General features: G+C 61.1%; 11 protein-coding genes and 1 pseudogene. 5 read left to right on the plus strand and 7 right to left on the minus strand.

Annotated features, from left to right (window positions below):
• Positions 1 to 52 precede the first annotated feature (52 nt).
• Positions 53 to 190: pseudogene (locus GHK62_RS34170) on the minus strand (DNA helicase); the annotation flags it as partial.
• A 388-nt stretch (positions 191 to 578) separates the two neighbouring features.
• On the opposite strand from GHK62_RS34170, the gene GHK62_RS33515 reads away from it, so the two are divergent.
• Positions 579 to 722, plus strand: coding sequence for a hypothetical protein (locus GHK62_RS33515; RefSeq protein WP_167528186.1), 144 nt, complete (start codon positions 579 to 581; stop codon positions 720 to 722).
• Between the two features lie 100 nt (positions 723 to 822).
• On the opposite strand, the gene traG is transcribed toward GHK62_RS33515, so the two are convergent.
• Genes traG through GHK62_RS07845 form a run of 3 tightly spaced genes read right to left on the minus strand, consistent with a single transcriptional unit; the run spans position 823 to position 3,249 of the window.
• Positions 823 to 2,742, minus strand: a complete 1,920-nt coding sequence (gene traG / locus GHK62_RS07835; RefSeq protein WP_153437837.1) for a Ti-type conjugative transfer system protein TraG — start codon at positions 2,740 to 2,742, stop codon at positions 823 to 825.
• Positions 2,733 to 2,972 (minus strand): conjugal transfer protein TraD, encoded by a 240-nt coding sequence (locus GHK62_RS07840; RefSeq protein ID WP_153437839.1) that lies wholly within the window; start codon positions 2,970 to 2,972, stop codon positions 2,733 to 2,735. The genes traG and GHK62_RS07840 overlap by 10 nt, the downstream gene beginning before the upstream one ends.
• Positions 2,962 to 3,249, minus strand: coding sequence for a TraC family protein (locus GHK62_RS07845; RefSeq protein WP_153437841.1), 288 nt, complete (start codon positions 3,247 to 3,249; stop codon positions 2,962 to 2,964). The genes GHK62_RS07840 and GHK62_RS07845 overlap by 11 nt, the downstream gene beginning before the upstream one ends.
• Before the next feature lie 223 nt (positions 3,250 to 3,472).
• On the opposite strand from GHK62_RS07845, the gene traA reads away from it, so the two are divergent.
• Complete coding sequence (gene traA / locus GHK62_RS07850; protein ID WP_184108732.1) at positions 3,473 to 8,092, plus strand: Ti-type conjugative transfer relaxase TraA; 4,620 nt, start codon at positions 3,473 to 3,475, stop codon at positions 8,090 to 8,092.
• A gap of 310 nt (positions 8,093 to 8,402) precedes the next feature.
• Here the strand turns inward: traA and rctB are convergent, their stop codons facing one another.
• The gene (gene rctB, locus GHK62_RS35185; RefSeq protein WP_420377793.1) at positions 8,403 to 8,852 is read right to left on the minus strand and encodes an SMa0974 family conjugal transfer regulator; all 450 of its coding nucleotides are present in this window, start codon (positions 8,850 to 8,852) and stop codon (positions 8,403 to 8,405) included.
• Between the two features lie 142 nt (positions 8,853 to 8,994).
• Between rctB and traI the strand changes: the two genes are divergently transcribed.
• The 3 genes from traI (at position 8,995) to GHK62_RS07870 (ending at position 11,921) form a co-directional block, all read left to right on the plus strand.
• Positions 8,995 to 9,657: an acyl-homoserine-lactone synthase gene (gene traI, locus GHK62_RS07860; protein WP_153437844.1), complete on the plus strand. Its 663-nt coding sequence runs from the start codon at positions 8,995 to 8,997 to the stop codon at positions 9,655 to 9,657.
• A gap of 111 nt (positions 9,658 to 9,768) precedes the next feature.
• Positions 9,769 to 10,530, plus strand: a complete 762-nt coding sequence (locus tag GHK62_RS07865) for a winged helix-turn-helix transcriptional regulator (protein WP_193571415.1) — start codon at positions 9,769 to 9,771, stop codon at positions 10,528 to 10,530.
• 35 nt (positions 10,531 to 10,565) lie between these two features.
• On the plus strand, positions 10,566 to 11,921 hold the full coding sequence (locus tag GHK62_RS07870; RefSeq protein ID WP_153437846.1) for an amidohydrolase family protein: 1,356 nt from the start codon (positions 10,566 to 10,568) through the stop codon (positions 11,919 to 11,921).
• Positions 11,922 to 12,031: 110 nt separating this feature from the next.
• Here GHK62_RS07870 and GHK62_RS07875 read toward each other — a convergent pair whose 3' ends face one another.
• Both GHK62_RS07875 and GHK62_RS07880 read right to left on the minus strand, forming a co-directional pair.
• Positions 12,032 to 13,381 (minus strand): MmgE/PrpD family protein, encoded by a 1,350-nt coding sequence (locus GHK62_RS07875; RefSeq protein WP_153437848.1) that lies wholly within the window; start codon positions 13,379 to 13,381, stop codon positions 12,032 to 12,034.
• Between the two features lie 44 nt (positions 13,382 to 13,425).
• Positions 13,426 to 14,502 carry an ornithine cyclodeaminase gene (locus GHK62_RS07880; protein ID WP_153437851.1) on the minus strand — a complete coding sequence of 359 codons (1,077 nt, stop codon included), beginning with the start codon at positions 14,500 to 14,502 and terminating at the stop codon, positions 13,426 to 13,428.
• Positions 14,503 to 14,791 lie beyond the last annotated feature (289 nt).

The raw sequence follows: 14,791 nt of genomic DNA on the forward strand, positions 1-14,791 counted from the left end.
GATTACATCGGCAGATGCAGGATGAAGGATAAACGATGTCTCGTGCCCACCTTCAGCTCGCCGCCCGGAGCTGAACCTTTTTATTGTTCAAAAAGCAGGTCTTATTGAATAGCTGCAAATCTAGCGGGTTCGGCAGCCGGACGTCGCGAACATCAGGACACGGTTTTCTCGACGGATCGTATGATCGATCGTAAGCCACAAGCCGGGGCCGTTCAGGCGGCGTAATTCCACGGCATGAGTGCGTCGATTTCGCTGCTCGGCCAGCCATTGGCGATGCGCTCGAGGGTCGGCCACCAGCGACGGCGCAAGCAACTGGCCTCCTTCGGAACGCCGACTTAAGACGGGTGCCACACGCAACCGGGGCCTTGTCTGCTCAGGATACCCAGTCTGCCATGAGCATCCGGAAGGCCCCAAGGCCGCGCGGCCCCTCCAATTTTCTCTCCGCTTCATTGCACTTCGCTCCGACAAAATCGGTTCCTCCGCGCGCCGGCTCCGCCGGTCGCGTCCGCGAGCCTGGATCCCTTCCGGAGCTCATGACCGCCAGCGTCATCTTTCACGAGAACGTTAGGGAGATGACGATGACGATCGAACAGCACATCGAGGAACTGCGCGCCGAGCTCAAGAACGCCGTCGACGCCAAGGAGCGCGAGCAGATCGAGAGGGAAATCGAGGCGGCGCGGGCAGAGCTCGCTCGCCACCGCGAAGACACGGAGCTGCCCTGATAGGCGGCTCTTTGCCGCTCGTGAAGCCCTGCCGTCCGGCTGAGGACGACGCGATCGTAAGGTGAAGCGCGGTGATGTATGGCCAGCCGCGCTCGATCCATCACGGGCTCCCTTTCACAAATCGATTGGCCTTGGCTGCCTCGTCCATATCCTTCCGTCGGAAGTAGATGGCCCGCCCGCAGCGGACCGGACTATGGCCCTGCACGATGATGATCTGCTCGTCCTTGCGCATCGATTGCGTGATCTCGTGGGGCATGATCAACGGGCGGCGCTGGTAGTTGACGCTTTCCGATTTGCGCGTGCCACCGTTCTTATTGTCCCAACCGATGTTGCGAGAGCGGGCGTGTACCTCGATAGTCATTTCCCCGCACTGCGCCGAGACGTTGCGGGCCGTATCGAGCGCCTTGATCGCGGCGTAGCTCGCGAAAGCGCAGCCATCGATCCATGACGTCGCGCCGTCTTTCCCAAAATGCCGCTCCAACTGGCCGACCGACTGGTACATCAGCATCATTGTGATCCCGTACTTGCGCCCGCGGTCGCGGGCCTCTTCCAGCACCCGCATGTAGCCAAGCAGATCCACCTCATCGAGCATGAAGAGCGCCCGGCGCTGGTACGCACCGTCCGCCTGGACCATCGCATTGATCAGCGAGCCGATGATGACGCGGCCAATCCCCGGATAGGAGCGCAGGATCGATGCCGGGATATTCAGGAACACGTCCTTCTTGCCGCTCACGATATCGCTTGATTTGAACGCGTTGCCACAGGCGAGCGCCGCGTAACTCTCAAGCGAGAGCCACTGCGTATCCTTGGAGGCGGTCGAATAGACGCCGCTGAACGTTTGCTCGGTCATGTTGGTGAAGACGCCAAGCGTTTCGCGGATGAAGGCTGAATGAGAGTTCTCCTGAATGTCGCGCAGCATGGCGAGTACGGAGGGCTCCGGCTCGGACACGATCTGCCGCAGACTGCGCAAGGTTCGCCGGCCAGCATATTCCTGCGAGAGCATCACATGCGCCAAGAGGCCGGTCAGGAGGTTATGCGCCTGGTTCTGGAAGTAGGACCCGCTTGAGGACTCGAAGCGCACACTTTCCGACAGCAGCATATGGGCGATGCCAACGATATCCTCTTCTTGTCTCGTCGACCCCTCGATCCCGTCGAGAACATTGAAGCCCATGATCGGGTTCGTCGGATCGAGCACCATCACCTCACGCCCAAGGACGCGGGTTCGGTGCTCGACCACCATAGGCGCGACCTCGGTCGACGGATCGAGGCAGATCAGAGGCCCGGTGTAGCGCAGCGCCGTCGGCACGACGTTGCTGGTCGTCTTGTATCCACCCGATCCGGCAAAGAACAGCATATGGGTAGAATCAAAATCCTGTCTGTAGGTGAGCAACGGCGCCTTGCCGCCCCGTCCCCACGTGCTGCGATCGTTCGGATCGAAGGGCAGTGCATGGACGATTTCCTTGTCGACGCGGTAGCGCTCGCCGACGACGATCTCGCCATCGTCCGGGAACAACCTTGCCGCCGCCGACATCGGCAGCCAGTCGGCGTCCCCGAAGGTTCCGCGCTTGGCGCGCTTCATCGGTTCCGGGACGACGGTGGAGATGCGCGCGGAGATAGCTACGGCCATAAAGCCAACGACTGCGCCGACGACAGCGATCATGTCGAGATAGGAGAGCGCGCGGTCCCATGTGACCGCCTCGCTTTCGACGAATGGGGCGAGGCGTGAAAATTCGCGCAAGGCATAGAAGCCGCCCACCGCGAGAAAGCACGCGAGGCTTGCCATCGCGACGGGTCGCCGCCGGTGCAATGGCAATGCCCGTACCATCAGGAGTCCCGCCAGCGGTCCGAAAAAAAGTGGCGGCACAGGCGCCGCCCGCAGGAACCAATATTCTGCTTTCCCGGATAGGCCGGCGGCGAGCGCCGGCCAGCGCCAGCTGATCACATAAACGGCAAAGGCCGTAACGGCGACCGGTACCAGAACGAGCAACAAGCTTGGATGCAGTTTTGCCTTCACCGCCATTCCCGTGTCTCCCTGATCGGCGATGACGGCACATCCGACGGCTGGGCCTTGAACGCCGTTTCGCCGATCTCGCGCAGCCGCCGATGCTCGGAGGAGCCCGGAGCGACTTTTGCCAGCTCCAGCAAACCGCCAAGTAGGAACGCCCGGTCGGCTTTCGTGAGACCCGCCCTGACGACCATGCCGCCGAGCAGGAATCGCTCCCGCGCCTCGCGCTTGCGGTCAGCCGTCATGAGAAATCTCCGTCGCCGTTCCAGTCTCGCCACTTGACTGTCGACGTGGCGAAGCAGATGCGCCAGGAGCCCCTTTCTTTTCCCCTTTCCGAAATCGCGCGGCGATCTCTTCGAAGATCCGATCGAGCTCCTCGTCGGCAATCTCCATCTCGGCAAGGCCGGACTTCGTGGCGGCGCGGGCAAAGCGCTCGGCGGCTTTAGCTACCATAAGTCTCCTGCGTTCACGCAGCTTCTCGATCTGCGCATCAACGTCAGAAATCGATGTTCTCGCGGCCATTCTCCGTGCTCCCTCGTGTGTACAACAGTGCGTCGGATCGTTTATACACACTAGAACAAGTTAGTTAAATGGGTTATCTCCAGCCATCCCGGAAAATGTCGCAGCCGAATTCCGGCCCATGGCCGCCTTCCGGAAAAGCGGCATCGGCCTTGGCAGGCCGATCGGTTTGAGGGCGCAATATACGTCGCTGGCGCGACGTGCTCGGAGAGGTCTGGAGACGGTCGTGGCGATCATGTTCGTCAGAGCGCAGGTGATCAGCAGGGGAGCGGGACGCAGCATCGTCTCGGCCGCTGCCTACCGCCATCGCGCCCGGATGATGGACGATCAAGCCGGCACGTCCTTCAGTTACAGGGGTGGGGCCTCTGAACTGGTGCATGAGGAACTGGCGCTGCCGGACCAGATCCCGGGTTGGCTGAAGACGGCGATCGACGGACAATCCGTCGCCAAGGCGAGCGAGGCGCTCTGGAATGCGGTGGAGTTCCACGAGACACGAGCGGACGCCCAGCTTGCCCGAGAACTGATCATCGCGCTGCCGGAAGAGCTGACCCGGGCGGAGAACATCGCGCTGGTTCGCGAGTTCGTGCGGGAGAATTTCACGTCCAAGGCAACGGTCGCCGACTGGGTCTATCACGACAAGGATGGCAATCCGCACATCCATCTGATGACCACGCTCAGGCCCCTGACGGAGCGAGGATTCGGGCCGAAGAAGGTGGCGGTGCTTGGCGAAGACGGCGAGCCGTTGCGTGTCGTCACGCCGGACCGGCCGAACGGCAAGATCGTCTATAAGCTCTGGGCCGGCGACAAGGAAACCATGAAGGCGTTGAAGATTGCCTGGGCGGAAGCAGCCAACAGGCACCTGGCGCTCGCCGGGCACGACATCCGCCTCGACGGCCGCTCCTATGCTGAACAGGGACTCGACGGCATTGCGCAAAAACATCTCGGACCGGAGAAGGCGGCGCTCGCCCGCAAGGGCGTCGAGATGTACTTCGCGCCGGCCGATCTTGCCCGCCGACAGGAGATGGCAGACCGGCTTCTCGCCAATCCCGAGCTTCTCTTGAAGCACCTCGGCAACGAACGCTCCACTTTTGACGAGCGCGACATTGCCAAGGCGTTGCACCGCTATGTCGACGATCCCGTCGATTTCGCCAATATCCGCGCGCGGCTAATGGCTTCGCACGACCTAGTGCTGCTGAAGCCGCAGGAGGTCAATGGCGAGACCGGCAAGGCGACGGCGTCCGCGGTTTTTACCACGCGGGAAATCCTGCGCACCGAATATGACATGGCGGAGTCAGCGCACACTCTGTCCAAACGCCGAGGCTTCGCCGTCTCCGATCGGGCCGTCGTCACTGCGATCGAAAAGGTCGAAACGCAGGATCCGCAGAAACCATTCAGGCTGGATCCCGAGCAGGTCGATGCCGTTCGCCACGTGACGCGCGACAACGGCATTGCCGCCGTCGTCGGTCTTGCGGGGACGGGCAAGTCGACGCTGCTTGCTGCCGCACGCGTTGCCTGGGAAAGCGACGGGCGACGGGTGATCGGCGCGGCGCTTGCCGGCAAGGCCGCGGAAGGACTGGAGGACAGTTCCGGCATCAGGTCGCGCACGCTCGCATACTGGGAATTGGCATGGGCCGGCGAGCGCGAACAGCTAAATCGCGGCGATGTGCTGGTGATCGACGAGGCCGGGATGGTCTCCTCGCAGCAGATGGCGCGTGTCCTGAAGGTCGTCGAGGACGCCGGCGCAAAAGCGGTTTTGGTCGGTGACGCCATGCAGCTGCAGCCCATCCAGGCTGGCGCGGCCTTCCGGGCGATCTCGGAGCGTGTCGGCTTTGCCGAACTTGCCGGCGTGCGCCGCCAGCGTGATGAGTGGGCGCGCAGCGCTTCGCGGCTCTTTGCCCGCGGCAAGGTCGAAGAGGGCCTCGACGCCTATGCGCAGCAGGGCCGTATTGTCGAGATGGAGAGACGGGACGAGATCATCGGCCGCATCGTTTCCGACTGGGCGAATGCACGCCGCGCACTCCTTCACAAATCAATCGTTGGCGAGCGAACGCCTCGGCTTCGTGGCGATGAACTGCTTGTGCTCGCCCATACCAATAACGATGTCAAACGGCTGAACGATGCGTTGCGCCAGGTCATGACGGACGAGGGCTCACTAAGCGACGGCCGCACTTTTCAGACTGCCCGGGGGCCAAGGGAGTTTGCCGCCGGCGACCGCATCATCTTCCTCGAGAATGCCCGCTTCGTGGAGCCGCGTGCACAGCGTCTTGGTCCGCAATATGTGAAGAACGGCGTGCTCGGCACGGTCGTTTCCACCGGCGACAAGCAGGGCGATGCGTTGCTGTCGGTCCGCCTCGACAATGGCCGTGACGTCGTCATCAGCGAGGACAGCTATCGCAATGTCGATCACGGCTATGCCGCGACAATTCACAAGTCGCAGGGCGCCACCGTCGACCGGACCTTCGTGCTCGCCAGCGGCATGATGGACCACCATCTGACCTATGTGGCGATGACCCGGCATCGTGACCGCGCCGATCTCTATGCGGCGAAAGAGGACTTCAAGGCGAAGCCGGAGTGGGGGCTGAGACCGCGCGTCGATCATGCCGCCGGGGTCACCGGCGAGCTGGTGGAAACCGGGCAAGCCAAGTTCCGGCCCGCTGATGAAAATGCCGACGACAGCCCTTATGCTGACATCCGAACGGATGACGGAACCGTCCATCGCCTCTGGGGTGTGAGCCTGCCAAAGGCGCTCGACGAGGCCGGCATCTCGGAAGGTGACACCGTTACACTGCGAAAGGATGGTGTCGAGAAGGTCAAGGTCGAGGTCCCGGTCGTCGACAAGGAAACGGGTGAGAAGCGCTCCGAGCAACGTGAAGTCGATCGTAATGTCTGGACCGCCAGGCAGATTGAAACCGCTGAGGCTCGCCACGAACGGATCGAGCGCGAGAGGCATCGGCCGAACCTGTTTAAATGTCTGGCCGAACGACTGTCGCGCTCCGGTGCCAAGACGACGACGCTCGATTTCGAGAGCGAAGCCGGTTACCAGGCGCATGTACAGGACTTCGCGCGGCGGCGCGGGCTCGACCATCTCTCTCTGGTGGCGGCGGAAATCGAGGAGGGCGTTACACACCGGTGGGTCGGAATTGCGCAAAAGAGGGAACAGCTGGCGAAACTCTGGGAGCGGGCGAGCGTGGCGCTCGGCTTTGCGATCGAGCGGGACCGGCGCGTTTCCTACAGCGAGGAACGGACGGAAGCGCTTGCCGAAGGGATCACGTTCGGTGGGCATTACCTAATTCCGCCCACCACCGAGTTCGCCCGGAGCGTCGATGAGGATGCGCGCCTCGCGCAGCTTTCGTCGCCGCGCTGGAAGGAGCGGGAGATCATCCTTCGGCAGCCGCTCGAACGGATCTATCGCGATCCCGATGCGGCGCTTGTCCACCTGAATGCCCTTGCCTCCGATGCCGGGATCGAACCCCGCAAACTCGCTGATGATCTCGCCAAAGCACCAGACCGCCTTGGTCGCCTGCGAGGGTCCGACCTCATGGTCGATGGCCGCGCGGCGCGCGATGAGCGCAGCATCGCCACGGCGACATTGGAGGAATTGCTGCCACTGGCCCGGGTGCACGCGACCGAATTCCGCCGGAACGCCGAACGGTTCCGCGAGCGCGAGCAGATGCACCGAGCCCATATGTCGCTGTCTATCCCGGCCCTCTCGAAGCACGCCATGGCGCGCCTCGTGGAGATTGAGGCAGTGCGCAGGCAGGGCGGCGACGACGCCTACAAGACCGCCTTCGCGCTTGCCGTCGAGGATCGCTCGGTCGTGCAGGAGGTCAAGGCGGTCAGCGACGCATTGACCGCCCGCTTCGGCTGGAGCGCCTTTACCGTGAAGGCCGATGCGATCGCCGAGCGCAACATGGCCGAGCGCATGCCGGAAGATCTCACGAATGAACGGCTGGGAAAGCTCACGCGGCTCTTCGAGGCCGTCCGGCGCTTTACCGAAGAACAGCGTCTGGCCGAGAGAAGGGACCGCTCGAAGATCGTCGCCGCCGCAAGTGTCGATTTCGGGAAGGAGGCAAAAGCCGTACTGCCGATGCTTGCCTCCGTGACAGAGTTCAGAACACCGGTTGACGAGGACGCGCGGGGAAGGGCGCTCACCGCGGCGCACTATCGCCATCATCGCGCGGCGCTCGCTGAGGCCGCCAAGCAGATCTGGCGCGATCCGGCTGGCGCGGTAGACATGATCGAGGAACTGATCATCAAGGGCTTTGCGGCCGAACGGATCGCGGCCGCCGTGAGCAACGATCCCGCGGCCTATGGTGCGCTCCGTGGATCGGATCGCTTGATGGATCGCATGCTCGCCTCCGGCCGGGAGAGAAAGGACGCGCTGCAGGCAGTGTCCTCGGCGGCCGCCCATCTGCGCTCGCTCGGCGCCTCCTGGATTAGAGCCTTCGACGCCGAGCGGCAGGCCGTCACGGAAGAGCGACGCCGCATGGCTGTCGCCATTCCCGGATTATCGCAAGCCGCCGAAGACGCGCTAAGCCGGCTCGCATCGGAGATGAAGAAAATAGACGGCAAGCTCGGCGTGGCCATCGGTTCGCTCGATCCCGCCATTAGGCACGAGTTCACCGCCGTTAGCCGAGCACTCGACGAGCGCTTCGGTCCCAACGCGATCCTGCGCGGCGAGAAGGACGTTATCAATCGCGTGCCGCCGAAGCAGCGCCGGGCGTTCGAAGCGATGTGGGAGAGATTGAAGGTGTTGCAACAGATAGTCCGCACAGGCAGCAGCCAGGAAATCCTCTCGGAGCGACGCCGGCGCACCATCGACAGGGCGCGTGGCATCGGGCAATAGGTGCAGCCGGTTTAGCTTGCCTAAGCCCGGGCGCGAGACCACTGCCAGTACCGAATTCGATGACAGCGCCGGCTGTAGCTGAACTTGGGATGGAGCAGGTCTGGTGTGGATCGTCGTTGATCGTTCTATGGGAGGTCGCCGTTCCCGATGCCCTCAAACCGTTCCAGCATCATCTCGACAGGCGCAAACAGACCTCGCGCCGCAGTCGACCGATCTTGACGAAACGACAGGCGCCACCAGCTCAAGAGATTTCATATTCGCGATCATCCGAGTGGAGATCACCATCGAAGTCAACAGGCTGGGCGCGCGATCACCTTAGAACTCGGGTGGTGCTGCCTTGAGGCTTCTCGAGTAGCCGCTCGATCACCGCAAAGGGTGTGCCTTCGCCGGGATACCAAGGGATTTCCGCTGGTCTTTGAGGCATAACAAGAAAAAGGTTGCTCTCGATTGCGACCTGGAGCGAATGGCACATGAGGTGACTGCGTGCGCCAATCCAAAGCAGGAGACCGTCCTTGGTCGCTTTCATGATCGCCTTGCCTTCCTCGAACATCAATGCGCGTTCCGCGTTATCGCCGGCCACAGCTTGGCATAGTTCAGCAGTTCGCGCAGCCACCTCGTCAACGAGGCGCCTTGAGTTCGACACGCAGACGTAGCTCTCGACGGCATGTTGTACATTTCCGATCATCCTTATTGGTTGAACACTGTCGTCGCTCGCAGAGAGCCGGGCCGAGGGCGCCCGTCGGGCAGAGGCTCGGCTCATCGAGGCCAAGGCGATGCGCTCCCGCTCGGTACTTGCGCTAATGCATGCACGCTTCGGTCGTATGCTCGACTACTGATTCTAGTAGTCGCCTGAGCACCAAGATTCGTGTCCAGTGGTCGGTAATTTAGATCGGAGATTGCCAATGGAGATACTGGCGGTACCGGCCGCGGCGCGCGGAGAGTATGCTGACCTGATCGATTCGATGCACCGGCTGCGCGCCCGCGTCTTTGGCGATAGGCTGGATTGGGAGGTATTGGTAAAGGACGGTCGTGAAGCCGATGCCTACGATCAACTCAATCCCACCTATATCCTAGCTGTTTCCCCCACACGTGCGGTAGCGGGTTGTGCAAGACTTCTCGCCGCTACCGGCCCGACAATGCTCGCCAACACCTTCCCGCAATTGCTCTCATCGCGAGACTTGGATGCCCACCCAGGCATGGTCGAAAGCTCGCGCTTTTGTGTGGACACTGCGCTTGACCAGGGCAAAACGCGGGGGCTTCTTCACACGACGACGCTGATGATGTTCGCCGGCATCATCGAGTGGTCGATGGCGAACGGCTATCACGAGATCGTCACAGCAACTGACCTACGGTTCGAGCGCATTCTGAAACGCGCCGGGTGGCCGATGCAGCGCCTTGGTCCGCCGTGTCCGATTGGTAACACGATGGCCGTTGCCGGAAGTCTTCCCGCCGATGTCGGAAGCCTTGATCGGATTCGCGCCGCCGCTTTGTCGACCAGGCACCCGCCTCCACCACAATACCGCTGCTTGATGCGAACATCCGGCGACCAGGAGCGCCAAGTGTAGTGGCGTCGATCCCCATCCGCCGAACACTGTCGTCTACGCCGCCACAGATAACGACGCAAGAATTCGCTCGGGATCTCCCGAAACAGAAATGCGCCGAAGGAGGAGAGATTCTTGAATTCAACGCAGCCCCAGGTCCTGGTCGGCTCGACCGATGCGGACTACTACCTGCTGCTCGTCCACATCCTGGAAAGCGAGGGGTACCGGGTCATTCTCGGTTCCGGGGTCGAGGAGATCGTTCATCTGGCAGGCGAGAACGACGTCAAGGCAATCCTTCTTGATTGTCGATCTGGAGAAGATTGGACTCCTTTAGCTTGTGTAAAGCTGAAGCAGCAACCGCGGACATTCGGGATCGCGACGGTCGGCTTGATCGGGCCTGGTGCGGAAGGCCGCTTTATCGATCTGCTGAAGGCCGGCATCGACGAGAACTTCGTGAGACCGGTCGCTCCTTCCAAACTGCTCGGTTTCCTTCGTGACCATATACTTTGTCGGCCCGGCTCGGATGCTATGGCGATCAACGGTCATATTCTTGCCTACGCGGGAATTGAACTCAACACCAACAGGCATAGTGTCAAGCGTTTCGGTATCGACATTCACTTGGGGCCAATCGAGTTCCGGTTGCTGCAGTTTCTGATGGAGAACCGCGAGCTGGCGTGCAGTCGAGCGCAACTCATCGAAGCTGGCTGGCCCGAGCGTCGTTTCGTCGACGCTAAAACGGTTAACGTCCATATAGGTCGACTGCGCAGGGCGCTAAGTGTGGCCAATGGCCCCGATGTGATCCGAACTGTGCGATCCTCCGGCTACATGCTGGATGGTTCCAACCAAGAGCAATCGCATCACGAGCCGAATCGGCCGGACGAGGAGACTGGCGGATAGTACCGCATCCGGGCTGTCGGAAAGGAGCAGCTGTCATGGAACTAGTGATCCGAAATGGAGGCCTCATCACCGGTGACGGCAAGACGTTTCACAAACGGGCCACCGTTTATGTCCGGGAGGGAAGGATCGCCGGTGTCGACTCCGAAGAACCTGCCGCAGGCGCCGACATTGCGGCGCTTGAGACCATCGATGCAGCCGGCGGTATCGTTATGCCGGGCGTCATCAATGCGCATACGCATGGATGCATTCGGGGACCTTCCATGCCTTGCGGCTCGGCGCCGTTCGAAGCGGAGGAGGTTGCGTATTTCCGCAACCGCCATCTTCTTCAAGGGACGACGACCCTCCTCAACGTCTGCGGCTTGGCAATGCCCGACGAAGTCGATGTTGCCGAGACAGAGCCTCATGCCATGGATATCCGCGTCTCCACGGCTCACACTCCGAACAACATCCAGGCGGCGCTTGTGGTCGATGGCAAGGGGCTGTCCACGCGGCACTTGAGCGCAACGATTGATAAAATGCTTGATGCCGGTGCGGTAGCGCTCGGCGAGGCGGGCGGTGGGCAGACATTGGGCGGTGGCGCGCAGGAGTACAGGTTCATCCCGCACGCGATCCAGCGAGAGTTCGGGGTCGAGGTGACGCCGGCAACCGCGAGGAGCCTGAAGAACGCCGTCCTCGGTCGCTTTCTTGATCCGGCAGACGGTTTATCCAACCCGAGGTTACAGGACGAGTTGGAGCGCTGCGGTTTTTCCGGCGTTACCGACGCGAGCCACGTTCGTGATATCGTAACGCGATCCGTTATGCCATCGGTCTCCCTTTCGCTGGCCGGGTTCGATGAAATCGCCCGCGAAGCCGAGCGGGTCGGGTATCCCGCAATCTTCCATAATGCGGCGCCATCCGCCAAGCGTTTGATCGCGGCGGTGGAGAAGCACCCGCACGCATGCCTCGTTGCGGGTCACAGCAATCACCCGAGCTTCCTCCCGGACGAGGCCATTTCGATTGCCCAGGACCTGAAGAGCAAGGGGGCCGTGATCGACGTTTCGACATTGGATTGCATCGGCACGCGTTGGCGCAACGACCCCACTAATCTCGATGCACTGATTGACACGGGCTGTGTTGATACGATTTCGACCGATTTCGCAGGTGGACACTGGGACGGGGTTCTCGAGGCAATCCAGCGCATGGTTGGAAAGAAACAGTTATCCGCAGCGGCCGCCGTTGCGCTTGCAACGGGGAATGTCGCACGCGTCTTTCCCCAAATGGCCGGCGATCGCGGACTGATTGAGAAAGGAAAGCGTGCCGATCTGATCGTCGTCGATAATGTCAATCTGAGCCGTGTCAGGCATGTCGTGATCGCAGGTCGCATCGTCGTCAGGAATGGACGGCTTTTATGACGGTTTTAACCCGGGCGTCACTGTGGCGCCGCCGAGCCGCGAATGTTTGGCCATGCTGGACCGCATCGGATACCGGCGAATTGAGGCGAGCCGACCGACATGGCGCGATTTCAGTCGAACAATCGCATCCGCACGCACCGGAGGAGGGGAGCAGCGTCCCCGGTTTTCAGCGCTTGAAGGGATTGCAGGATGAGGTTTTGGGCCTTGGAAGAAAGCTTGCTTCGTGTCGCCGCACAGAACTTGTCAACGAGATCGTCCCAGGACAACTGGCGCAGCCTGTCCCCCCGCGGCGAAGTCACCTCCGAGGTAATCATCCTTCCGTTGGTCGTTTCTATGCATAACTGCGCGAGAGTTTCTCCCGGAAAGCGCCTATCGATCTCGCGGTCGACCGAGATACGGACCTTGCGGGCGATTTCGCAGAGGTCGGGCCTGCCGAGTTGCGCATTGCCAATCGGCGCCAGCGCCGCAGGTCCGTCGACAACGGCAATCGCCAGGCAGTAGGGCAGGCTATATTGGATTTCCGTCAACGTTTTGGGCGACACGCTGTTTGAAAGCCGAAGAGCCCATTGAAAGGTCCGCACGTCAATCGATCCGATCTGCTCAGGCGCGATGCCAGCATGCTGAGAAAGCGCCGCCAAGGCGTCAAGAGCGGGGTGGACGTATCGGCAGCAGGAATAGAGCTTGAAATAGACCCTCGAGATCTCGGTCGGCGCACCCAAGTCTGCGATGATGCCCGGCTGGGCGAAATGTGATGCGTGATCGAGCAAGTCCTGCGGTCCGGTAAATCCCCACTCCGTGAGCCGCAATGCGGTCAAGCCCGTCACAACACTCCAGGGAATACCCTCTTTGACGTCGTTCCCGGTCAAGTAGGCATAGCCAGAGCTGCCGTTTGCTTCCTGGTTCGGTGCGAGAACGCCGGCAACAGCGAGTGCATGCGCAAGTGCCGACGGATCGGATTTATAAAGGCGGCCGGCGGTGGCGACGGCAGCATAGCCGGTCCAGCGTCCCGATTGCCGGCTCTTGATCGCTTGCGGGTTCTGCGCGACGGCAATACGAATCCCGGTCTCGTACCCGAGAGCGACTGCGGTCAGGAGGTCGTCAGTGGAAGCACCGATCGCAGATGCCACGGAAAGTGCTACGGGTATAACGGCAGCACCGGGGTGACCGCGCGCGGCGCGGTGACCGTCGTCGAAATCGAGCGCGGACACCGACGCAGCATTACAAAACGCCGCTGCGGTGGCCCCGAGACATTCCCCCGTGAACCAGATCGGTACTGGCCCGGGGCCAAACTCGCGCCTGGCGATCTCGCGGGCCGCGCGCACGCTCGGAATATCGTGGCCGACGACGGCGGCGGTGACCGCATCGAGAATGCAGCAGACGGCACTTAGCCTAATGTCGGGCGGCAGGGCGGCGGAAGGGTAGGTCGCCAGATACCCTGCGAGGATTTCGGTGGCATACATCTGTCCCTCCAGCGCAACTTTGGGGATCGGTTTTACATTGGCGCTCAGGCCACGCTAGATGAATGGAGGGATGACGCCGTGGGGGGATCTGGCAAAAACCAGGTTTCGTATACCTGCGCGGCAAGGTAGAGGTCCAGCATAGGCAGGCCCACGCAAGTAAGGAGGATTGGACGTTCCGATATGCTGCTCGCATCGCAGAAATCCTTTAAGCTCAAGACGCCGAGCACCGGACCGGCCTGCTCCAAGGTGGAACCCAGACGAGAGAAGTAAAGCGCCAGGCTTTGCGAGTTTCGTCGAGACACCATGGAAATGTCGTCACAGAGAGCCAGTCCCGATCGGAGAACGTTTTGGATGTGGTCGGCCGGTGTCTCGTCTCCGCCGAGATGCAGGATAGTGGCATTCGGGCAGATGTCTGCGATCTCAAACACCGGTGCGCTGGCATTAGAAGCAGTGATGACGAACCGGCATTCACGCAGCTTCTGATTGTCCGCGACAGCTTCCAGCCGAACTCCAAACGACTGTCCCTGCCTTTCGACGAGCTGGTACGCAGAAATACCCGACCGGCTGCGCACATAGATCGTCGAGATAATGCCGGCTCCAAAATGGCTGAGCACCTTGATGATCTGCTCGGCAATGGGGCCCGCTCCGAATAGGAAGACGGAGAGATCATCCGTCTTGGAAAAGAAGAGCTCGAGCACCATGGAGGCGTAGGTTGCGGTTCTTGCCGCGGAGATCTCGGTCCCATCCATTATACAAAGAGGGCGCAGCGTGAAGTTGTCGAGCAGGACAATTGTCGAGGTTGAACGCGGTAGGCCCAATCGACGGTTTATCGCATTGGCCCCGACCACCTTGACGGCGGCGTAGCGGGCCCCGACGCTGGAAAGCGCTGAAAGTTTCCAGCCTAATCGCTCGCCCTGCAACTCATTCCGATAAGCTTCGAAATGAGATTGGTTCCAAAGTTCTGTTTCGTGGAAGGACAGGACCGATTTCAGGCCATGGGCCCGACCCGAACGGATATCGGACCAGGCTGCCTTGGCAGCGTTGTGAAGCGCGGGTGCCTCGAGGCGAACGCCGAGCCGCTTCATTTCCGCAAGTGAAATGTACTTGGGTGTGGTCTCCATCGCCGTTCTCCGTGGAATTGTCGACGTCGTGCGATGGAGAGCAATTTCCCATCCCGAACAGGCGAGTTAAAGGAAAGATTCGGATACGTTTTTGTCTTCTGTAAGCGAACGACTTCGCTCAACGAGAAAAACTCAAGAATAGATTGTTTCTCCTGTGCATTATTAACTGAATCATTGAAAGATGGACGAGCTGCGATTACTGGCACGAAGGCATCAGCATTCAACGCGCAATCGCCTCAGTCATTACAGTAATGTTGATCTGGGGTGACAGGCTCGGCTTGCGAATGAA

The sequence above is a fragment of the Sinorhizobium terangae genome (assembly GCF_009601505.1).
Lineage (GTDB): Bacteria > Pseudomonadota > Alphaproteobacteria > Rhizobiales > Rhizobiaceae > Sinorhizobium > Sinorhizobium terangae.

What these genes read in the sequence shown, in the direction of transcription:
- GHK62_RS33515 (WP_167528186.1), top strand. Translation starts at nt 579, where the DNA reads ATGACGATCGAACAGCACATCGAGGAACTGCGCGCCGAGCTCAAGAAC.
- traG (WP_153437837.1), bottom strand. Translation starts at nt 2,742, where the DNA reads ATGGCGGTGAAGGCAAAACTGCATCCAAGCTTGTTGCTCGTTCTGGTA.
- GHK62_RS07840 (WP_153437839.1), bottom strand. Translation starts at nt 2,972, where the DNA reads ATGACGGCTGACCGCAAGCGCGAGGCGCGGGAGCGATTCCTGCTCGGC.
- GHK62_RS07845 (WP_153437841.1), bottom strand. Translation starts at nt 3,249, where the DNA reads ATGGCCGCGAGAACATCGATTTCTGACGTTGATGCGCAGATCGAGAAG.
- rctB (WP_420377793.1), bottom strand. Translation starts at nt 8,852, where the DNA reads ATGAGCCGAGCCTCTGCCCGACGGGCGCCCTCGGCCCGGCTCTCTGCG.
- traI (WP_153437844.1), top strand. Translation starts at nt 8,995, where the DNA reads ATGGAGATACTGGCGGTACCGGCCGCGGCGCGCGGAGAGTATGCTGAC.
- GHK62_RS07870 (WP_153437846.1), top strand. Translation starts at nt 10,566, where the DNA reads ATGGAACTAGTGATCCGAAATGGAGGCCTCATCACCGGTGACGGCAAG.
- GHK62_RS07875 (WP_153437848.1), bottom strand. Translation starts at nt 13,381, where the DNA reads ATGTATGCCACCGAAATCCTCGCAGGGTATCTGGCGACCTACCCTTCC.
- GHK62_RS07880 (WP_153437851.1), bottom strand. Translation starts at nt 14,502, where the DNA reads ATGGAGACCACACCCAAGTACATTTCACTTGCGGAAATGAAGCGGCTC.